This window comes from Enterobacter cloacae complex sp. P15RS, from assembly GCF_014895905.1.
GTDB lineage: Bacteria > Pseudomonadota > Gammaproteobacteria > Enterobacterales > Enterobacteriaceae > Enterobacter > Enterobacter quasihormaechei.
Genome location: NZ_JADBQL010000016.1, coordinates 276,208 through 297,571, shown reverse-complemented (window position 1 = coordinate 297,571; position 21,364 = coordinate 276,208). Strand labels below are relative to the sequence as shown.

The 21,364-nt window shown below is 57.8% G+C and carries 18 protein-coding genes; 9 read left to right on the top strand and 9 right to left on the bottom strand.

Annotated features, from left to right (window positions below):
- Nucleotides 1-56 precede the first annotated feature (56 nt).
- From IM267_RS11490 to IM267_RS11480, 3 genes are read right to left on the bottom strand one after another with little or no spacing between them, the layout of a single operon-like run.
- Nucleotides 57-254: a YpfN family protein gene (locus IM267_RS11490; protein ID WP_000383991.1), complete on the bottom strand. Its 198-nt coding sequence runs from the start codon at nt 252-254 to the stop codon at nt 57-59.
- Between the two features lie 24 nt (nt 255-278).
- A complete protein-coding gene (gene dapE, locus IM267_RS11485; RefSeq protein WP_063450476.1) occupies nt 279-1,406 on the bottom strand; it encodes a succinyl-diaminopimelate desuccinylase in 1,128 nt (375 codons plus the stop codon).
- A 3-nt stretch (nt 1,407-1,409) separates the two neighbouring features.
- Nucleotides 1,410-1,766: an ArsC family reductase gene (locus tag IM267_RS11480; RefSeq protein WP_112791607.1), complete on the bottom strand. Its 357-nt coding sequence runs from the start codon at nt 1,764-1,766 to the stop codon at nt 1,410-1,412.
- Between the two features lie 387 nt (nt 1,767-2,153).
- On the opposite strand from IM267_RS11480, the gene ypfM reads away from it, so the two are divergent.
- Nucleotides 2,154-2,213 (top strand): protein YpfM, encoded by a 60-nt coding sequence (gene ypfM / locus IM267_RS11475; protein ID WP_102751470.1) that lies wholly within the window; start codon nt 2,154-2,156, stop codon nt 2,211-2,213.
- 108 nt (nt 2,214-2,321) lie between these two features.
- On the opposite strand, the gene acrD is transcribed toward ypfM, so the two are convergent.
- A complete protein-coding gene (gene acrD / locus IM267_RS11470) occupies nt 2,322-5,435 on the bottom strand; it encodes a multidrug efflux RND transporter permease AcrD (protein ID WP_063868071.1) in 3,114 nt (1,037 codons plus the stop codon).
- A 141-nt stretch (nt 5,436-5,576) separates the two neighbouring features.
- Nucleotides 5,577-7,271: a nitrate/nitrite two-component system sensor histidine kinase NarQ gene (narQ, locus tag IM267_RS11465; RefSeq protein ID WP_193033428.1), complete on the bottom strand. Its 1,695-nt coding sequence runs from the start codon at nt 7,269-7,271 to the stop codon at nt 5,577-5,579.
- 152 nt (nt 7,272-7,423) lie between these two features.
- Between narQ and aegA the strand changes: the two genes are divergently transcribed.
- The 3 genes from aegA to IM267_RS11450 all read left to right on the top strand — a co-directional run bounded on the left by aegA (nt 7,424) and on the right by IM267_RS11450 (nt 11,212).
- A complete protein-coding gene (gene aegA, locus IM267_RS11460) occupies nt 7,424-9,400 on the top strand; it encodes a formate-dependent uric acid utilization protein AegA (protein ID WP_193033427.1) in 1,977 nt (658 codons plus the stop codon).
- A gap of 67 nt (nt 9,401-9,467) precedes the next feature.
- Nucleotides 9,468-10,058, top strand: coding sequence for a GDP-mannose pyrophosphatase NudK (gene nudK / locus IM267_RS11455; RefSeq protein WP_193033426.1), 591 nt, complete (start codon nt 9,468-9,470; stop codon nt 10,056-10,058).
- A 110-nt stretch (nt 10,059-10,168) separates the two neighbouring features.
- Entirely contained in the window at nt 10,169-11,212 is a 1,044-nt protein-coding gene (locus IM267_RS11450; protein WP_063868082.1) for a DUF1176 domain-containing protein, read from the top strand.
- Nucleotides 11,213-11,294: 82 nt separating this feature from the next.
- Here IM267_RS11450 and tkt read toward each other — a convergent pair whose 3' ends face one another.
- Both tkt and tal read right to left on the bottom strand, forming a co-directional pair.
- Entirely contained in the window at nt 11,295-13,283 is a 1,989-nt protein-coding gene (gene tkt / locus IM267_RS11445) for a transketolase (protein WP_063868084.1), read from the bottom strand.
- A 19-nt stretch (nt 13,284-13,302) separates the two neighbouring features.
- Entirely contained in the window at nt 13,303-14,253 is a 951-nt protein-coding gene (gene tal, locus IM267_RS11440; protein WP_193033425.1) for a transaldolase, read from the bottom strand.
- Between the two features lie 286 nt (nt 14,254-14,539).
- Here tal and maeB point away from each other — a divergent pair, with 286 nt between their 5' ends.
- Nucleotides 14,540-16,819, top strand: coding sequence for an NADP-dependent oxaloacetate-decarboxylating malate dehydrogenase (gene maeB / locus IM267_RS11435; protein ID WP_102751463.1), 2,280 nt, complete (start codon nt 14,540-14,542; stop codon nt 16,817-16,819).
- A gap of 64 nt (nt 16,820-16,883) precedes the next feature.
- Here maeB and hemF read toward each other — a convergent pair whose 3' ends face one another.
- On the bottom strand, nt 16,884-17,783 hold the full coding sequence (gene hemF / locus IM267_RS11430) for an oxygen-dependent coproporphyrinogen oxidase (protein WP_193033424.1): 900 nt from the start codon (nt 17,781-17,783) through the stop codon (nt 16,884-16,886).
- A complete protein-coding gene (gene amiA, locus IM267_RS11425; RefSeq protein ID WP_023314619.1) occupies nt 17,783-18,658 on the bottom strand; it encodes an N-acetylmuramoyl-L-alanine amidase AmiA in 876 nt (291 codons plus the stop codon). Before amiA ends, hemF begins: the two co-directional genes overlap by 1 nt.
- A 212-nt stretch (nt 18,659-18,870) precedes the next feature.
- Between amiA and IM267_RS11420 the strand changes: the two genes are divergently transcribed.
- The 4 genes from IM267_RS11420 to IM267_RS11405 all read left to right on the top strand — a co-directional run bounded on the left by IM267_RS11420 (nt 18,871) and on the right by IM267_RS11405 (nt 21,363).
- On the top strand, nt 18,871-19,296 hold the full coding sequence (locus IM267_RS11420; protein ID WP_193033423.1) for a GNAT family acetyltransferase: 426 nt from the start codon (nt 18,871-18,873) through the stop codon (nt 19,294-19,296).
- Nucleotides 19,283-19,732: a DUF2919 domain-containing protein gene (locus tag IM267_RS11415; protein WP_107533460.1), complete on the top strand. Its 450-nt coding sequence runs from the start codon at nt 19,283-19,285 to the stop codon at nt 19,730-19,732. The genes IM267_RS11420 and IM267_RS11415 overlap by 14 nt, the downstream gene beginning before the upstream one ends.
- Before the next feature lie 63 nt (nt 19,733-19,795).
- On the top strand, nt 19,796-20,371 hold the full coding sequence (locus IM267_RS11410) for an RpoE-regulated lipoprotein (protein WP_063868091.1): 576 nt from the start codon (nt 19,796-19,798) through the stop codon (nt 20,369-20,371).
- Between the two features lie 92 nt (nt 20,372-20,463).
- Nucleotides 20,464-21,363, top strand: a complete 900-nt coding sequence (locus IM267_RS11405; protein ID WP_063450462.1) for a Dyp-type peroxidase — start codon at nt 20,464-20,466, stop codon at nt 21,361-21,363.
- The last annotated feature ends 1 nt before the right edge of the window (nt 21,364 follow it).

The following is a 21,364-nucleotide window of genomic DNA, read 5'->3' as shown; positions in this document are numbered from 1 at the left end:
TCACCCCCAGCCCCTCTCCCCAGAGGGGCGAGGGTCAGGGTGAGGGGTGTGCACAATTACTTCTTCTGGTCCTTCTTCGGCCAGTCGTCTTCATCGTCCCACTTGTCGTTAAAATCACGATGTGGCGGAAGATCCGGCTTGTTGGCAAGGAACTTTTTATGGTCAACGCGCTTGAGATCTTTGATCACGTTAAGCAGCACGCCTACCAGAAACACCAACACCAGAATCCACCAGTACTTTGAAAGCCAGTCCATTCGCTAATCCTCTGTAAGCACCCGTCAGGCGACGAGCTGCTCCATAATACGTTGATACATGCGGGCCAGCAGTTGTAAATCCGCTGCGTTCACACACTCGTTGATTTTGTGAATCGTCGCGTTAACCGGGCCCAGTTCGACAACCTGTGCACCCATGCGGGCGATAAAGCGTCCGTCAGACGTGCCGCCCGTCGTCAGCAGCTGTGGCTTAATCTCATTATAGTGCGCAATGGCGTTCACCACCGCATCCACCAGTTTACCGCGCTGCGTCAGGAACGGCTGCCCGGAAAGCCACCAGTCAATGGTATAGCGCAGCTGATATTTCTCCAGCAGCGCAACCACGCGTGCTTTGATCGTTTCGTCGGTCAGCTCGGTGCTGAAGCGGAAGTTAAACTGGACGAAGAGATCGCCGGGAATGACGTTGTTGCTGCCGGTGCCGGCCTTGATGTTGGCAATCTGCATGCTGGTGGGCGGGAAGAATTCGTTACCTTTGTCCCACTCAATGCCCACCAGCTCGTTCAGCATCGGCGCTGCGCGGTGTACCGGGTTATCCGCCAGGTGAGGATAAGCAACGTGGCCCTGCACGCCATGTAGGGTCAAATTACAGGTCAGTGAGCCACGGCGGCCATTTTTCACTACGTCGCCCACCACTTCGGTGCTGGACGGTTCGCCCACCAGGCAGTAGTCCAGGCGTTCGTTGCGCGCCATCAGCGCCTCAACGACCTTCACGGTGCCGTTGTGGGCACTGGCTTCTTCATCAGAGGTGATGAGAAACGCAAGACGGTTTTTATGATTTGGATGCTGGGCAACGAAGCGCTCTGCCGCCACAACCATCGCGGCCAGGGAACCTTTCATGTCCGCCGCGCCGCGTCCAAACAGCATACCGTCGCGGATGGTCGGCTCAAAAGGCGGGTTGATCCAGCGGTCTGCGTCACCCGCAGGAACCACGTCGGTATGTCCGGCAAACGCCAGCGTCTCCCCCTGACCGCGCCAGGCCCAGAAGTTCTGCGTATCGCCAAAATCCATGGGTTCCACAGTAAAACCGATGGCACGCAGGCGCTCAATCATTAGTGCCTGACAACCTGCGTCGTCCGGGCTAAGGGAAGGACGGCGAATAAGCTGCTGAGTCAGCTCAATGACCGGGCATGACATAGACTACACCTCAACGAAAAAATCTGAATAAAGGGTTTCACTGAAACCCAGCAGCATAGGCTGACCTGGCTTGCAGAGCAATGGGCGTTTGATGATTGCCGGCATTTCAAGCATCAGTTTGGCGGCGCTGTCGGCGTTGTCGATCGTGGCCCGGAGAGCTTCATCCAGCTTACGCCAGGTGGTCCCGCGGGTATTCAGCAGCGCTTCCCAGCCCAGCTCGTTGATGGCGGAATGGAGAAACGCCGGGTCAAGCCCGTCGGCACGGTAATCGTGGAAGCGATAGTCAATGCTGTGGGCTTCCAGCCAGCGGCGGGCTTTTTTGATCGTGTCGCAATTCTTAATGCCGTACATCACAACCATGGTGAATCCTTTTGTTGTTTTGTGGATTAAATGTTCAATATTTTCGAAGATATATCCTTAAGTGGAATATACCACATTCGGAATTTTTCGTGATTTACAATTCTCCATAATTCAACGAACAGCTGTAAGCTGAATAGTCTTTCATCTTTTAAGCATAGTTGTCCATCCTGTTTAAATAACCAATAAACTCAGAGAGAAATTTAAAATGCTGTCATTTTTCTGACTATTTCAAAATATTGCTGTAGGTCACATAAAATTTATCCGGCAACGCTCATAGTGATCTTAAACCCACCCACATAGCGGGGCGCAATCACAGCAATCGGATAAAGTGGCTTCACAATGATGATACGTTTTCGTAGAATGCGCATAATAATAAGAGAGGTTGTTATGATTGAACGTGAAATGGGGAACTGGAAAGATTTTATCGAAGGCATGCTTCGTAAATAAATTCCGGTCAGAATTGCAAGAGCACTTAATTAACTAAAATAACCATAGTGTGAAAACATCACACAATAAAAAGGCGGCCGATAAAGCCGCCTTTTTTATTTCAACGGGTTATTCCGGCTTATCCTTCAGCGGGAAACGGCGGCGTACCAGCACGAAGAACAGCGGGACGAAATAGATCGCCAGAATCGTCGCGGAAATCATTCCCCCCATGACGCCTGTTCCCACCGCGTGCTGGCTGCTGGAGCCTGCGCCGGAGCTGGTGGCCATCGGCAGGACGCCGAACACAAACGCCAGAGACGTCATCAGGATCGGGCGCAGGCGCTGACGGCAGGCGTGCAGCGTGGCGGCCATCAGCTCGTGGCCTTTGGCATTCATCTCGTTGGCAAATTCGACGATCAGAATGGCGTTCTTCGCCGACAATCCGATAACGGTGAGGAGCCCGACCTGGAAATAGACATCGTTTTCCAGGCCGCGCATCCAGGTGGCCAGCAGCGCGCCGATAACCCCGAGCGGCACCACCAGCATCACCGAGAACGGCACTGACCAGCTCTCATACAGTGCCGCCAGGCAGAGGAAGACCACCAGCAGCGAAAGAGCATACAGGGCAGGCGCCTGCGCACCGGAAAGCCGTTCCTGGTAGGACATCGCCGTCCACTCCAGGCCAAAACCGGTCGGCAATTGCTGAACCAGCTTTTCCATAATGTCCATTGCAGTACCGGTACTGACGCCCGGCGCGGCTTCCCCGACAATCTCCAGCGCCGAATAGCCGTTATAGCGCTCCAGACGCGGCGATCCGGTCTCCCAGCGCGACGTTGCGAACGCCGAGAACGGCACCATACCGCCGGTGTTATTGCGCACATACCAGCGGTTAATATCGTCCGGCAGCATGCGGTATTTGGCGGCGGACTGAACGTAGACCTTCTTCACGCGGCCACGATCCATAAAGTCATTTACGTAGCTTGAGCCCCATGCCGTTTGCAGGGTGTCGTTAATGTCGTCGATGGAAACGCCCAGCGCCTGCGCTTTACGCTGGTCAATATCCACCTGTAGCTGAGGGCTGTCATCCAGACCGTTATGACGAACGCGCGTAAGCTGCGGATCGTTCCCGGCCAGCTCCAGCAGTTTATCGCGAGCCGCCATTAACGCATCGTGCCCGGCTCCCGCGTGGTCCTGAAGCTCCATATCAAACCCGGCTGAACTGCCCAGACCGCTGATGGCGGGCGGACTGCTGGCGAAAACGCGCGCTTCCTTGATTTTGTTGAACGCTTTGGTTGCGCGCTCAATGATGGCAAAGGAGGAGCCGGTTTCGCTGTCGCGCTGATCCCAGTCTTTCAGGCGCACAAACATGCGCGCCACGTTTTGCCCGTTACCGCCAGGGCCAGAGCCGACGGTAGAGAAAACGGAGACCACGTTATCTTTTTCCTGGGTATGGAAGTAGTTCTCAACCTTTTCCACCACCTTCAGGGTTTGCTGTTGGGTCGAGCCGCTCGGTAACTGCACGGAGGTGATAAACATGCCGCGATCTTCCAGCGGCAGGAAGGAGGTGGGCAGCCGCAGGAATAAGAAGACCATGCCGCCAAGCAGCAGGACATACACCACCATCCAGCGCATGCTGCGGTGCAGCACCTTGCCCACGCCCGCTTCATAGCGCGCCGCATTACGGTTGAACATGCGGTTAAACCAGCCGAAAAAGCCTTTTTGACCGTGATGCTCACCCTTGTGCAGCGGCTTGAGCAGCGTCGCGCAAAGGGCAGGGGTGAGGATCATCGCCACCAGCACCGAGAGCACCATCGCGGAGACGATGGTGATCGAGAACTGGCGATAAATCGCGCCCGTGGTGCCGCCAAAAAAAGCCATCGGGATAAATACCGCCGACAGCACCATGGCGATACCGACCAGCGCACCCTGAATTTGCCCCATCGACTTGCGCGTGGCCTCGCGGGGCGAAAGCCCTTCCTCGCTCATAATGCGCTCGACGTTTTCCACCACCACGATGGCATCATCCACCAGCAGGCCGATGGCCAGCACCATGGCGAACATGGTCAGGGTGTTGATGCTGTAGCCAAAGGCATACAGCACCGCAAAGGTTCCCAGCAGCACCACCGGCACCGCAATAGTGGGGATCAGCGTGGCGCGGAAGTTTTGCAGGAACAGGTACATCACGAGGAACACCAGCGCGATGGCTTCGAGCAGGGTTTTCACCACGTCTTCGATAGAGGCCTTAACGAACGAGGTGGTTTCGTAGGCGACTTTATACTCCAGGCCGTGCGGGAAGTAGTGCGACAGCTCGTCCAGACGATCTAATACCAGCTGCGCGGTCGCCATTTCGTTGGCACCGGAGGCCAGCTTCACCCCTAATCCGGACGCGGCATTGCCGTTAAAGCGGCTCAGGTAGTCATATTTTTCCGCCCCCATTTCCACGGTGGCGACATCCCCCAGACGCACTTCCGACCCGTCCTGATTCACGCGCAGCGTGATATTGCGGAACTGTTCGGGCGTCTGGAGCAGCGACTGGGAGTTGATGGTGGCGTTAAGCGCCTGGTTATCCACGGAGGGCGTACCGCCCAGCTGCCCCACGGCAATCTGTGCGTTCTGCGATTCGATAGCGTCGGTGACATCCTTGGCGGTCATCTGCACGCTGTTCAGCTTGTTGGGATCCAGCCAGATGCGCATGGAATACTGCGAGCCGTAGGCGTCGATATCGCCCACGCCGTTGATGCGGCTGAGCGGATCCTGGATATTACTGGCGACGTAGTCCGCGATGTCCTGTTTATCCATCGAGCCGTCGGTTGAGACGAACGCGATGGTCAAAATATTGGTGTCACCGGTTTTACGGACGGTAACCCCCTGGTTCTGCACCGCCTGAGGCAGTTTGCGCAGGGCGGATTGCAGCTGGTTTTGCACCTGCTGTACCGCTTCATCGGGATCCGTGCCCGCCGTAAAGCTCAGGGTGACCGTCGCCTGGCCCGTGGCGCTGCTCTGCGAGGACATGTACATCAGGTTATCGAGACCCGTCATGTTCTGCTCGATAACCTGCGTGACGGTATTTTCCAGCGTCTGCGCCGAGGCGCCAGGGTAGTTCGCCGTGATACGCACGTTGGGGGGCGCGAGGTCGGGGTATTGCTCAACGGGAAGTGATGTAATCGCCAGGACACCCGTCAGACACAACAGGATTGCAAGCACCCAGGCAAAAATGGGGCGATCGATGAAAAAATTCGCCATGAAAAAGTGACCTCGTTATGCAGCACGTCATTATTGTATATTGCCCGCAACACTGTAGCGGGAAGGCACAGGCCAAACGTGGAGAAATAAAGGAGATAATGTAAATTATCATGCGCTTTTTTCAGCGCGCCTGCTTTCTCGCTATTTTTCAGCCCGATCCGCAGGCGTCCGGAACGTTACGCTGACCTGCGTACCGCCCTGCGGCGGCTGGGAAAAGCCTAGCGTCCCGCCGAGCCGTCCCGCGCGTTCGCGCATGATGTTCAGACCATAATGCCCCGGCGGTTCACTGGCATCGCCGATGCCAATACCGTTGTCGCGGATAGTGACCGTGTGCGTGCCGTCCGCAGCGGTGACGCAGCTGACGACGATCTCGCTCGCGTCGGCATGTTTAATCGCATTCAGCATCGCCTCACGCACAATCTGTAAGAGGTGCACCTGTTTTTGCGCGTCCAGCGCCAGGGACGAGAGGCGGCAGTCAAGCACCAGCTTCGCCCTGGTCTGGCTTTGCAGCCCGTCAAGAGACTCCTGTAGCGCGGCAGGAAGATTGGCGTGATTGAGCGTCAGACGGAAGGTGGTGAGCAGTTCGCGTAGCTGATGCCAGGCGTTATTCAGCTCGCGGGAGAAATCCGTAATGATGGTCTGTGCGGGGGCATTGTCGCCCGGCACGGCATGCTTCAGCAGCGTAAGCTGAATACGCAAATAAGAGAGCACCTGCGCCAGCGAATCGTGCAGCTCGCGGGCAATGGTGGCGCGCTCCTCCATCAGCAGCAGTTGCTGATAGTGCTTCTGCGCCTGATTGAAATAGAGCCCCCGGCCTAGCATCGTCGCCACGCTTTCCATTAGCGGCAGGGGCACATCGCCCGTCGTGCTTTGCCAGCGCAGTTCGCCATACAGGGTATCCTGCATTAACACCGGTAACGTGTGCATCTTCTCGCCCGGTGTTTCCTGCCCTTCGCACAGCCGCCAGTCGTCGCTGGTGCGCAATTGCAGATAATTCATCTGCGTATATTCATGCACAATCTGCAACATATGCCGGAAGCAGTGGCTGTCTATCTGCCCGGTATTCAGCGCCTGCGAGCATTTGAACAGCATGTCGAGTTGCTGATGCGCTTCATTCAGATGGCGGGTTTTCTCGGCAACGGACTGCTCAAGGGAACGATACAGGGTGTGCAGTTCTGCCGACATATGGTTGAAGGCACGGGAAAGCTGGCCCAGTTCGTTAGGCAGCGCGGTATCCGGCGCGGGGGTATCGAATTGCCCCTGTTCGATACGCTCGCTCGCCGCCACCAGATTATTCAGCGGCAGCACCACCTGACGCCGGATCCGCCGCAGGGTTAATAGCGCCAGCAGCAAAATGCCCAGCCCGCCGGTCAGCGACATGAAAATGACCAGCTGAATTTTATGTTCGGTGTAGTGCTGAAGCGCCAGCACAAAGGCATCTATGCGGCCAACGAAATCCTCAATGTGGTTCTGATACCACCCGGTGTCGCCGCTGGCGATGCGCTTATCCATCTCCTGCCAGGCAAGGTGGAGCTGCCGGTAACGCTGCTTGACGTCCTCCGGCACATACCAGCGGTTTAACTTCTGCAACGCAGGTGCGCTCAGGGTTATCTGCCAGACCGCGCGGTGTTCTGCCAGCGACGGGCTGGCGCGCTGCATCTCGTAGCCCAGGCGGTAGCTCTGCATGCGCAGCGATCCGGCGATGTTAATCGCCTCGGCGTCGCGCTGGCTGCTGGCGAGCGTGACCAGCGCAATGGCGCTGATTAACACGGACAATACAATCATCAAAAAGAAAGCCCGAGCCAGGCTTCCCGAAACGGGGCGTTTAACGGTCACTCATCAGCTTCCTGAATAAAATTGATCTGCCACAGGTTCACTGGAAATAGTTCGGCTTCCTGGGCATTTGAACATTGCGTCGGCATGCCGCTGTGGGTAAATACGATAACAATATAAAGAATAAGGTTATTGAACCAAAAACAGGTGTAGTTATGAATCGTTTTATTATGGCCAACGGTCAGGAGTGTATCGGTTGTCGCGCCTGCGAAGTCGCCTGTGTGATGGCGCACAACGGGGAACAGCACGTACTGAGCGAGCGCCATTTTCATCCCCGCATTACGGTCCTTACCTCCGCTACCCGCACTAGCCCCGTCACCTGCCACCACTGCGAAAACGCGCCTTGCGCGCAAAGCTGCCCGAACGGCGCTATCACGCAACACAGCGACAGCGTACAGGTGAATCAACAAAAATGCATTGGCTGTAAAGCCTGCGTGGTGGCCTGTCCGTTTGGCACGATGGACTTGCTGGTCACCCCGCGGGAGAACGACCGCGTGAAGGCCTCAGCGCATAAATGCGACCTCTGCCTGGAAAGGCCGCAGGGGCCAGCCTGCGTCGAAAACTGCCCGGCAAACGTGCTCACGCTGGCTACCCCGGCGGTGCTGGATAACCTGGCGAAGTCGCGGCGCGAGCGCAGTGCAAGGCTGGACGCGCAGCCGTGGCACAGCGAAGCGGTTCAGGCAGAACGCCCGCAAACCAAACGGCAGCAGAGGCAAAATACCCCGGCGCGCGGTGAACCGGACAAGCTCAGCCCCGACGTGCGCGCCCGCCATTTTAACGAGATCTACCTGCCGTTTCGCCCGGAACAGGCGCACCGCGAGGCATCCCGGTGCCTGAAATGCGGCGAGCACAGCATTTGCGAGTGGACCTGCCCGCTGCATAACCACATTCCGCAGTGGATTGAACGGGTCAGGGCGGGGGACATCGTCGGCGCGGCCGAGCTTTCTCATCAGACCAACTGTTTACCGGAAATTACCGGGCGCGTCTGTCCACAGGATCGATTATGTGAAGGCGCCTGCACCCTGCGGGATGCGTCGGGTGCGGTGACCATTGGCAATATCGAACGGTATATCTCGGATCGGGCGCTGGCGACGGGCTGGATGCCGGACGTCAGCCACGTTATGCCGGTCGGTAAGCGCGTCGCCATCATCGGTGCCGGTCCGGCAGGGCTGGCCTGCGCCGACGTACTGGTGCGCAGCGGCGTCGAGGTCACGGTCTACGATCGTCATCCGGAAATCGGCGGCTTGCTCACCTTCGGCATTCCGGCCTTCAAGCTGGATAAATCCCTGTTAGCGCGGCGCAGAGAGATATTCAGCGCGATGGGTATCCGCTTCGAGCTGAACTGCGAAGTGGGGAAAGACGTGTCGATGGCCCAGCTGCAAAACGACTACGATGCCATTTTCCTCGGCGTCGGCACCTATCGCTCCATGAAAGCCGGTATTCCCCACGAGGACGCGCCGGGCGTGTATGACGCGCTGCCGTTTTTAGTGGCGAACACGCGGAACGTAATGGGTCTTGAGCCCGTCGCTGACGCGCCGTTTATCGACACGCAGGGATTAAACGTGGTGGTGCTGGGCGGGGGCGATACGGCGATGGACTGCGTACGTACCGCGCTTCGACACGGCGCGGCGAAAGTGACCTGCGCCTATCGGCGGGACGAGGCCAACATGCCGGGCTCCAAAAAAGAGGTTAAAAACGCGAAAGAAGAGGGCGCGGCGTTTGAATTTAACGTTCAGCCGGTTGAGCTTACGCTGGATGTCGACGGCAAGGTCAACGGCGTTCGAATGCTGCGCACCGCGCTGGGCGAGCCGGACGGGCAGGGACGGCGGCGGCCTGTCCCGGTGGCGGGCAGCGAGTTTGTGATGCCTGCTGATGCGGTCATCATGGCGTTCGGGTTTACTCCGCACGCCATGCCGTGGCTTCAGGCACAGGGCGTCGACACCGACGATCGGGGGCGTATCAGGGCGTCCGTTGAAAGCCGTTATCGTTACCAGACCTCGAATCCGCAGATTTTTGCCGGCGGCGATGCGGTGCGCGGTGCGGATCTGGTGGTCACCGCGATGGCGGAAGGGCGCCACGCCGCGCAGGGGATCATGGACTGGCTTGGCGTGCCGCCGCGCAGCATACATTAACGCCGACGGGCGACAAAGCGGGCTTCACGGCGTAGTATAAACAGACTCATTTTGCCGTGGAGCCCGTATGTCCCTGAACATTAGCGTTATTAAAGACAAAATCCTTTCTGAAAATTACTTTGTCCTGCGTAACATCACTTACGATCTGACCCGCAAGAACGGGGACGTCATTCGCCACAAACGCGAAGTCTACGACCGGGGCAACGGGGCAACCATTTTGCTGTATAACCGTGAAAAGCAGAGCGTGGTGCTGATCCGCCAGTTTCGCATCGCCACGTGGGTCAATGGCAACGCGGACGGACGTCTGATTGAAACCTGCGCAGGCCTGCTTGATGACGATGAGCCGGAAGTGTGTATCCGCAAAGAGGCCATTGAGGAGACGGGTTTTGAAGTGGGTGCGGTGCAAAAAGTCTTTGAGCTTTTCATGTCCCCTGGCGGCGTCACCGAGCTGGTCCACTTCTTCATTGCGGAATACACCGATGCCCAGCGCACGCACCGGGGCGGCGGCGTGGATGACGAAGACATTGAAGTCCTGGAGATGCCTTTTGCTCAGGCTGTCGACATGGTGAAACGCGGCGAGATCCGCGACGGTAAAGCGGTGATCCTGTTGCAGTATCTGCAAACCAGCGGGCTAATGAACGCTGCGCCGCGAGCGTGATAAGTTGTATTTCAGATAAATCTATCCGATAAATCCGATTGAGCCAGCCCGTCCAGGGCACGAAGATACGCCCCAGATTGACCTTTTCGTTTTCCGGGGCTGTGCCATTCATGCGCTACTGCGTTTTTCTTCTCTTCTTCATTTGCGTGCTTCCTGCGCCTCTGGCGTGGGCTGCACCTGCGCAGCAGTCTTTTTCTGACTGGCAGGTTACCTGCAACAACCAGAATTTCTGCGTGGCGCGAAACACCGGCGAGCATCGCGGTCTGGTCATGACGCTGAGCCGCAGCGCGGGAGCCAAAACGGACGCCAGCCTGCGCATCGATCTCGGCGGGCTTTCTGCGCCTCCGGTGAAAGAGCCTGACATCGCCCCGCGCCTGCTGCTCGACAATGTTCCGCTTACGTTTACGTCGAAGCACTGGCAGTTAACCCCCTGGCACCTTAAAACAGACGATACGGGCACCATCACCACGTTTCTGAAAACCATTCAGGAAGGACAGGCGCTGACCCTGCGCGGCGGGAAGCAGACGATCTCCCTGGCCGGTCTGAAAGCTGCGCTGCTGTTTATCGACGCCCAGCAAAAACGCGTCGGCAGCGAAACGGCATGGATTAAAAAAGGGGACAGTCCACCGCTGAGCGTGCCGCCTGCACCCGCCTTAAAAAAGGTGGCCGTGGTGAACCCGACGCCAACGCCGCTGACCCATCGCGAACTGAACGATCTGCTGGATTACGGTACCTGGCGCATGAACCACAGCCAGTGCTCCCTCGATCCGAACCGACGCGAAGTGCGCGTTACCGCGTTGACCGATGACAAAGCGCTGATGATCATCAGCTGTGAGGCGGGGGCGTACAATACCGTCGATCTGGCGTGGCTGGTGTCGCGTAAAAAACCCTTTGCGGCCAGGAGCGTGAAATTGCGCCTGCCGTTTACCCCGTCCAGCCAGAGTAGCGACATGGAGCTGATGAATGCCAGCTTCGATGAAAAAACGCGCGAGCTGACGACGCTGGCGCTGGGACGCGGGATTGGCGACTGTGGGATCCAGACCCGCTGGCGTTTTAACGGCCAGCGTTTCCGCCTGGTGCGCTACGCGGAAGAGCCAAGCTGTGATAACTGGAATGGGCCAGATGCCTGGCCCACGCTGTGGATCACGAGGTAGTTTTGCCGGGTGGTGCTGTCGCTTACCCGGCCTACGTTTTGGCGATTTGTAGGCCGGGTCAGGCCCGGCAACGCAGAGCGCACTACAGCACGCTCAGCGCCTTCTCCACTACGTTCTCAACGGTAAAGCCGAAGTACGGGAACAGTTTATCGGCCGGAGCGGACTCGCCGTAGCCCCGCATGCCCACAATCGCCCCTTTCAGCCCCACGTACTTATACCAGTAGTCGGCAATACCCGCCTCCACCGCCACGCGCGCTGCAACGTTCGAAGGCAGCACCGATTCCCGGTACGCCTCATCCTGCGCATCAAAGATATCCGTTGAAGGCAGAGAAACGACGCGCACCGCGTGACCTTCGGCGGTCAGCTTCTCCGCCGCTTTCACGGTGATTTCCACTTCGGAACCGGTGGCAATCAGGATCACGTCCGGCTTGCCGCCGCTGTCTTTCAGAATGTATCCACCGCGGGCGATATTTTTCACCTGCTCTGGCGTGCGCTCAATCTGCGCCAGGTTCTGGCGCGACAGGATCAGCGCCGTAGGGCCGTTATGGCGCTCAACGGCCAGCTTCCAGCCCACAGCCGCTTCAACCTGATCGCACGGACGCCAGGTGCTGAAGTTTGGCGTTAACCGCAGGCTCGCCAGCTGCTCTACCGCCTGGTGCGTCGGGCCATCTTCACCCAGTCCGATGGAGTCGTGGGTATACACCATGATCTGCCGTGCTTTCATCAGTGCCGCCATACGCGCCGCGTTACGGGCATATTCGACAAACATCAGGAAAGTGGCGGTGTACGGCACGAAGCCGCCGTGGTGGGCGATGCCGTTGGCAATAGCGGTCATCCCGAACTCGCGCACGCCATAGTGGATGTAGTTCCCGGCAATGTCTTCCTTCAGGGATTTAGAGCCGGACCAGATGGTGAGGTTGCTTGGCGCCAGGTCCGCCGAGCCGCCCAGCAGTTCGGGCAGGATCGGGCCAATGGCGTTCAGGGTATTCTGCGACGCCTTACGGGTGGCGATTTTCGCCGGGTTGGATTGCAGGTTCTCAATCAGGGCCTGGGTTTTTTCTTCCCAGTCCTCCGGCAGGCCGCCGCTCATGCGGCGGGTAAACTCGGCGGCCAGCTCCGGGTGCGCTTTTTTGTAGGCGGCAAATTTTTCGTTCCACGCGTGCTGCGCTTTCTCACCGTCCTCGCGCGCATCCCAGGCTCTGTAGATCTCTTTTGGGATCTCAAAGGCCGGGTGTTTCCAGCCGAGTTTCTGACGGGTCAGCGCCACTTCCTCTTCACCCAGCGCCGCGCCGTGCGCCTCTTCTTTGCCCGCCTTGTTCGGCGAGCCGAAGCCGATGGTGGTGCGGCAAATAATCAGGGACGGTTTATCCTTGACGCTCTGCGCTTCCTGAATCGCTTTTTTCACCGCTTCCGGATCGTGGCCGTCGATCTCGTGCACCACGTGCCAATGATAGGCCTCGAAGCGCTTCGCCGTATCGTCGGTAAACCAGCCCTCGGTTTCTCCGTCAATGGAGATGCCGTTGTGATCGTAGAAGCCAATCAGCTTGCCCAGCCCCAGCGTGCCCGCCAGAGAGCAGACCTCGTGGGAGATCCCCTCCATCAGACAGCCGTCGCCCATAAAGACGTAGGTGTAGTGATCGACAATCTCGTGGTCGGGCTGGTTGAACTGCGCGGCCAGCGTACGTTCGGCAATTGCCAGGCCGACGGCGTTCGCCAGCCCCTGGCCCAGCGGTCCGGTGGTCGTTTCAACGCCCGGCGTATAGCCAATTTCCGGGTGGCCCGGCGTTTTGGAGTGCAGCTGGCGGAAGTTTTTTAACTCCTCAAGCGGCAGGTCGTAGCCGGAAAGGTGCAGCAGGCTGTAGAGCAGCATTGAGGCGTGACCGTTGGAGAGAATAAAACGGTCCCGGTCATACCAGGTCGGGTCAGTGGGGTTGTGCTTCAGAAAGTCGTTCCACAGCACTTCAGCGATATCAGCCATCCCCATGGGGGCGCCAGGGTGGCCGGAATTGGCTTTTTGTACGGCATCCATGCTGAGGGCGCGAATGGCGTTGGCGAGCTCTTTACGGGACATAGTTCACTCCGTGGCAAGGTTAAAGTTTGGCGGCAAGAAGATCTTCGAGTTTGCGCTGGTCGACGGCAAACTGACGGATGCCGTCCGCCAGTTTTTCCACGGCCATTGGATCCTGATTGTGCTCCCAGCGGAATTCCGCTTCGGTCATGGCTTTGGGTTTTGGCAGCACGGTAGAGGTTGGCACCAGCTTGCGGATCACCGTTTCATCGCTCTCCTGTAGCTTTTTCAGCAGGTCAGGGGAGATAGTCAGGCGGTCGCAGCCCGCGAGCGCGAGGATCTGCTCGGTGCGGCGGAAGCTGGCCCCCATCACGATGGTTTCATAGCGGTGCTGCTTGTAATAGTCGTAGATATTACGCACCGATTTTACGCCCGGATCTTCGTCCACCACGTACGGATCCATCGGCTTTTTCGCCTGATACCAGTCGTAGATACGTCCGACAAACGGGGAGATCAGGAACACGCCCGCTTCGGCACAGGCACGCGCCTGGGCAAACGAGAACAGCAGCGTCAGGTTGCAGTGGATCCCCTCTTTTTCCAGCACTTCTGCCGCGCGGATACCTTCCCAGGTGGACGCGAGCTTAATCAGAATGCGCGACTTATCGATTCCCTGCTCCTGGTAGAGCTCCACCAGGCGGCGAGCCTTGTTAATGCTCTTTTCCTGGTCGAACGAGAGCCGGGCGTCCACTTCGGTGGAGACGCGTCCCGGAATGCTTTTAAGAATTTCCGCACCGATATTGACCGCCAGCTTGTCGCTGGCTTCGGCGACCTGCTGCTCCTGCGTTTTCCCGCGCTGTTTGCCGTAGGCAAGGGCGTCATCAATCAGATGACTAAAGTGCGCAAGCCCCGCCGCCTTGAGCAGCAGCGAGGGGTTGGTGGTCGCGTCTTCCGGCTGATAGTGACGAATCGACTCGATGTCGCCGCTGTCTGCAACCACGGTGGTAAATTGTTTGATGCCGTCTAGCTGGTTCATAATTACTCCTTGGAAATAAAAGAGTTAGTCGAGTGCGTTAGTTCACACTTCTGAGAAAATCATGATGGACTTAACAAAAAAGCATAGCAGACGGGGGAGGCATTGCCCTCTGAGACGGGTAACATGGCTGTTATAAATTGATAACAATTTTTATTCTGCAATGGTGAGAGTTTGGCAGCCTTCAAAGTTTAGGAGCCTGCCTGCGGCGATACTATGCGGCACACCAGGGTGTGCACAGGACCGTCGACATCACCCTTTTTGACCGAAACGTGAAAGGAATAACAAGATGGATGATCAGTTAAAACAAAGCGCTCTCGATTTTCACGAGTTTCCTGTTCCGGGTAAAATCCAGGTTTCCCCTACCAAACCGCTGGCGACCCAGCGCGATCTGGCGCTGGCCTACTCGCCGGGCGTGGCTGCCCCGTGCCTTGAAATCGAAAAAGATCCGCTGGCAGCCTACAAATATACCGCGCGCGGCAACCTGGTGGCGGTGATCTCTAACGGTACGGCGGTGCTGGGGTTAGGTAATATCGGCGCGCTGGCCGGTAAGCCGGTGATGGAAGGCAAGGGCGTGCTGTTTAAGAAATTTGCCGGTATCGACGTATTCGATATCGAAGTGGACGAGCTGGATCCGGATAAATTTATCAACGTGGTGGCGGCGCTGGAGCCGACCTTCGGCGGCATCAACCTGGAAGATATCAAAGCGCCGGAATGTTTCTATATCGAGCAGAAGCTGCGCGAGCGTATGAACATTCCCGTGTTCCATGACGACCAGCACGGCACGGCGATTATCAGTACCGCCGCCATTCTCAACGGCCTGCGCGTGGTGGAGAAAAATCTCTCCGACGTGCGCATGGTGGTCTCCGGCGCGGGCGCCGCGGCTATCGCCTGTATGAACCTGCTGGTGGCGCTGGGGATGCAGAAACACAACATCGTGGTTTGCGACTCCAAGGGCGTGATCTACAAAGACCGCGAGCCGAACATGGCGGAAACCAAGGCGGCCTACGCGGTTGAAGACGACGGCAAGCGCACGCTGGAGGAGGTGATTGACGGCGCGGATATCTTCCTCGGCTGTTCAGGCCCGAAAGTGCTGACCCAGGAGATGGTGCAGAAGATGGCGCGTGCGCCAATGATCCTGGCGCTGGCGAACCCGGAACCGGAAATTCTGCCGCCGCTGGCGAAGGCGGTGCGTGAAGACGCCATCATCTGCACCGGCCGTTCGGACTATCCGAACCAGGTGAACAACGTGCTCTGCTTCCCGTTCATCTTCCGCGGCGCGCTGGACGTGGGCGCCACGGCAATCAACGAAGAGATGAAGCTGGCCGCCGTTCACGCCATCGCGGAGCTGGCGCACGCCGAACAGAGCGAAGTGGTCGCCTCCGCCTATGGCGATCAGGATCTGAGCTTCGGTCCGGACTACATCATTCCAAAACCGTTTGACCCGCGTCTGATCGTGAAGATTGCGCCAGCGGTGGCCAAAGCGGCGATGGACTCCGGCGTAGCGACGCGTCCTATTGACGATTTCGATGCCTACGTCGATAAGCTCACCGAGTTCGTCTACAAAACCAACCTGTTTATGAAGCCGATCTTCTCCCAGGCGCGCGCCGACGCGAAGCGCGTGGTGCTGGCGGAAGGGGAGGAGGCGCGCGTGCTGCACGCCACGCAGGAGCTGATCACTTTAGGGCTGGCGAAACCGATCCTGATTGGTCGTCCGAGCGTGATCGAGATGCGTATTCAGAAGCTGGGCCTGCAAATTAAACCGGGCGTGGACTTTGAGATCGTTAACAACGAATCCGATCCGCGCTTCAAAGAGTACTGGAACGAATACTATTCGATCATGAAGCGTCGCGGGATCACCCAGGAGCAGGCGCAGCGGGCGGTGATCAGCAATACCACGGTGATCGGCGCGATCATGGTTCACCGCGGTGAGGCAGATGCGCTGATCTGCGGCACTATCGGTGAATACCACGAGCATTTCAGCGTGGTGCAGGAGATCTTCGGCTATCGCGAGGGCGTCCATACTGCCGGAGCTATGAACGCGCTGCTGCTGCCGAGCGGTAACACCTTTATCGCCGATACCTACGTTAACGACGATCCAACCCCGGACGAACTGGCGGAGATCACCGTGATGGCGGCGGAAACCGTGCGCCGCTTTGGTATCGAACCAAAAGTGGCGCTGCTGTCGCACTCTAACTTCGGATCATCCAAATCCGCTGCGGCGTGCAAGATGCGCCAGACGCTGGAGCTGGTGCGCGAACGCGCGCCGGAGCTGATGATTGACGGCGAGATGCACGGCGATGCCGCGCTGGTGGAGAGCATTCGTAACGAGCGCATGCCGGACAGCCCGCTGAAAGGCTCGGCGAACGTGCTGATTATGCCGAACGTGGAAGCAGCGCGTATCAGCTACAACCTGCTGCGCGTATCGAGTTCTGAAGGGGTGACCGTAGGGCCGGTACTGATGGGGGTGTCAAAACCGGTGCATGTGTTAACGCCGATTGCCTCCGTGCGTCGTATCGTGAACATGGTGGCGCTGGCGGTGGTTGAGGCACAGACGCAGCCGCTGTAAGGACGCGTTTGCTTACCCGACCTACGGATTGAGTAGGCCGGATAAGCGCAGCGCCATCCGGCAGTTAAATCCAGTCGCGTACTTTAAGGAACTCACTCAAGGCAGCCTCCGGGCTGCCTTCTTTTGGCGCGTAGCTGTATTCCCAGCGCACCAGCGGCGGCATCGACATCAGAATGGACTCCGTGCGTCCACCGGTTTGCAGGCCAAACAGCGTCCCGCGATCCCACACCAGGTTGAACTCTACGTAGCGCCCGCGGCGGTAAAGCTGAAACTCTCGTTCGCGCACCCCGTAATCGGTATTTTTGCGGCGTTCGACAATCGGCAGATAGGCGTCGGTAAAGCCTTCACCCACCGCGCGCATAAAGCTGAACGCGGTATCAAAATCCGGGGTATTCAGATCGTCAAAGAACAGCCCGCCGATGCCGCGCTGCTCGTCGCGGTGCTTCAGATAGAAATAGTCATCGCACCACTTTTTGTATTTCGGGTAAACGTCTTCGCCAAACGGCAGGCAGAGGTCGCGCGCGGTGGTGTGCCAGTGCACGGCGTCCTCTTCAAAGCCGTAATAGGGAGTCATGTCAAAACCGCCGCCAAACCACCAGACCGGATCGGCTCCCGGTTTTTCCGCGATGAAAAAACGCACGTTGGCGTGACTGGTCGGCACAAACGGGTTATGCGGATGCACCACCAGCGAGACGCCCATCGCCTCGAAGCTGCGCCCCGCCAGCTCGGGCCGATGCGCCGTAGCGGATGCCGGCATTGCCTCGCCGTGTACATGGGAGAAGTTGACGCCGGCCTGTTCAAAAATGCCGCCGTTACGCAACACGCGGCTGCGCCCGCCGCCGCCCGCGTCGCGCTGCCAGGCGTCTTCCTGAAATTCATCGCCGTCTGCGGCGGTCAGTTTCTGGCAAATTTCATCCTGCAACTGCATCAGGAAGGTTTTGACCAGCTGTGCATTGGGTTTCATCAACGTTTCCTGGAGTGCGCTTTTTGGTTATCGAACCAGTTGAAATAACTGATGACCCCGGAGGCGATGGCGTTTGCGATCTTCTGACGAAACGCCTTAGTGCCGAGCAGGCGCTCTTCTTCCGGATTGGTAATGAACGAGGTCTCAACCAGCACGGACGGAATGGACGGGGATTTCAGCACCACAAACGCGGCCTGCTCGGTGCTTTTACTGTGCAGACGGTGCACGGGCTTGATCCGCTTGAGGATATGCGAGCCGAGCGTCAGGCTGTTTTTGATGGTGTCCGTCTGCACAAGGTCGAACAGCACCTGCTGCAACAGATGATCTTTGTCGGTCGCTTTTTTCCCGGCCACTTCATCCGCGCGGTTTTCGCGGTCGGAAAGGTATTTCGCCATGGCGCTACTGGCGCCGCGGTTGGAGAGCGCAAACACCGACGCGCCGGCGGCGGAAGGGTTTGTGAAGCCATCCGCGTGAATGGACATAAACAGGTCGGCGCCGTGCTTGTGGGCGATTTCCACGCGGTCGTACAGCGGAATAAACGTGTCGCCCGTGCGCGTCAGGCGGGCGTCAATACCGTTGCTGCGTAAAATTGCGCGCACATTTTTTGCAATTGCCAGCACGACGTGTTTTTCTTTCGAACCGTTTCGGCCAATGGCGCCGGTGTCGATCCCGCCGTGGCCCGGATCGAGCATGACCAGACGCTTTGCGCCGGCTTTTTTGGTTTTCGGCTTGCTGTGTCCGTTACTGGTTTTAAGCGTGCTCTCTTCTTTTGCCTGAGCCTGCTTTGCGATGCCCGTTAACGTTAAGGCCGCCAGCCCCGCTTTGAGAACCTGACGACGCGATGTGAGTGCTTTTAATGGTTTGAATGTGCTCATGCGGCCTGAATACTAAAAAATGAGGTCCTGGTGTTATATCGTATCGTGTTTACCGTTACGACAGTCCTTATTGAGAATTGTTTTACTTTTCATTTCAATACGTGACAAAGTGACATTATGCCAAATTTTTAGACGATTTTCGCTGGTTATTGGCTAAACGCGGCGTTCACGCCATAATCACTGTTTTTAAACCCGAAAAGGCGGTTAATACCATGGAGATACGCATTTTTCGCCAGGAAGATTTCGAAGAGGTGATCACCCTTTGGGAGCGCTGCGATCTGCTGCGTCCGTGGAACGATCCGGAAATGGATATCGAACGTAAGGTGAATCACGACGTCAGTCTGTTTCTGGTCGCGGAGGTCAACGGCGAGGTGGTCGGGACGGTGATGGGCGGATATGACGGCCACCGCGGGTCGGCCTACTATCTGGGCGTACATCCGGAATATCGCGCACGCGGCATCGCCAACGCGCTGCTTAACCGTCTGGAAAAGAAGCTGATCGCCCGTGGCTGCCCGAAAATCCAGATTATGGTCCGGGAAGATAACGACGTGGTGCTGGGCATGTATGAACGTCTGGGCTATGAGCACGCGGACGTGCTGACGCTGGGTAAGCGCCTGATCGAAGATGAAGAGTACTGAGTTCCACCCCGGCGACTATGATGTTCACGGTCGTCTGCGTCTGCCTTTTTTGTTCTGGTGCGTTCTGCTGTTGCAGGCCAGAACCTGGGTGCTGTTCGTGATGGCTGGCGCGTCGCGCGGGCAGGGCGATACGTTACTGAATCTCTTTTATCCCGATCACGATGCGTTCTGGCTGGGGTTGCTGCCCGGCGTACCGGCGGTCCTGGCATTTCTGTGCAGCGGACGGCGGCAGGCTATTCCCCGCGTCTGGCGCGCGCTTCGCTGGCTGCTGATCCTGGCGCAGGTTGTGCTCCTGGTCTGGCAACCCGTGCTCTGGCTGTACGGCGAGCCGCTTTCCGGTATCGGAATTGCGCTGGTGGTAGCGGATATTGTCGCGCTGCTGTGGTTACTTACTAACCCCCGTTTACGCGCCTGTTTTACGCAAGAGTCAGATTAACACGGCACTTTTTGCCGATACCGCACTCCAACAAGCGTTGATTTACTACGTAAGGACGTCTCAATGAAATCGCTGCGTTTACTTTTATGCGCTCTCCCGCTGGCGTTAACCGGCTGTTCCACGCTCTCCTCCATCAACTGGTCTGCGGCCTATCCGTGGAACTGGTTTGGCTCCTCAATGGAAGTGACCGAGCAGGGCGTGGGCAACATCACCGCCTCGACGGCACTGGATCAGGACGCCATTCAGGATGCCATCGGCGGTGATTATCGCCTGCGCAGCGGCATGAAAACCGAGAACGGCAACATCGTGCGCTATTTCGAAGCGTTGAAAGACGACAAGGTGGCAATGGTCATTAACGGCGATAAAGGCACGGTAAACCGCATCGCGGTGATGGATGAGGCTATTCCAGCCTCGGGTGGCGTGAAGGTGGGAACGCCGTTTGGCGAACTCTATCAGAAAGCGTTTGGCCACTGCGCCAGCGCGCCGTCGGATGACAGCGTCGCGGTTGAGTGTAAGGCCGAAGGCAGCCAGCACATCAGCTACGTTTTCAGCGGCACCTGGAACGGTCCGGAAGGGTTAATGCCGTCTGACGACACCCTGAAAAAGTGGAAAGTGAGCAAAATTATCTGGAAGCAGTAATTTGCGCCTGAGCAAACCGCCTCGCTGAAATCCGGGTATAATAGCCGCCATCAATGCCACGCTGTCGTGGCATCTTTTTTTCAGGAGGAGCGATGTCTCAGGTTCAGAGTGGCATTTTGCCAGAACATTGCCGCGCGGCGATTTGGATTGAAGCCAACGTCAACGGGGACGTGGATGCCCTGCGCGGGGCCAGCAAAATTTTCGTTGATAAACTGGCCACCTTCCAGGCCAAATTCCCGGAAGCCCATCTGGGCGCGGTAGTGGCCTTCGGCAACACCGTCTGGCGTCAGCTGAGCGGCGGCGAAGGCGCGGAAGAGCTGAAAGACTTCATTCCTTATGGTAAAGGTCTCGCGCCAGCCACCCAGTACGACGTGCTGATCCACATTCTCTCCCTGCGCCACGACGTGAACTTCTCCGTCGCTCAGGCAGCAATTGAGGCCTTTGGTGACAGCATTAACGTGCAGGAAGAAATCCACGGTTTCCGCTGGGTGGAAGAGCGCGATTTAAGCGGCTTCGTCGACGGCACCGAAAACCCGGCCGGGGAAGAGACGCGTCGCGACGTGGCTGTTATCAAGGACGGCGTGGACGCGGGCGGCAGCTATGTGTTTGTCCAGCGCTGGGAGCATAACCTCAAGCAGCTTAACCGCATGAGCGTGCATGACCAGGAGATGATGATTGGCCGCACCAAAGACGCCAATGAAGAGATTGATGGCGATGCGCGTCCGGTGACGTCCCACCTGACCCGCGTTGATCTTAAAGAAGACGGTAAGGGGCTGAAGATTGTTCGCCAGAGCCTGCCGTACGGCACCGCGAGCGGTACGCACGGCCTGTACTTCTGCGCCTACTGCGCGCGCCTCTATAACATTGAACAGCAGCTGCTGAGCATGTTTGGCGATACCGACGGCAAGCGCGACGCCATGCTGCGCTTCACCCGCCCGGTCACCGGCGGTTATTACTTTGCGCCGTCCGTTGAGCGCCTGCTGGCGCTGTAAA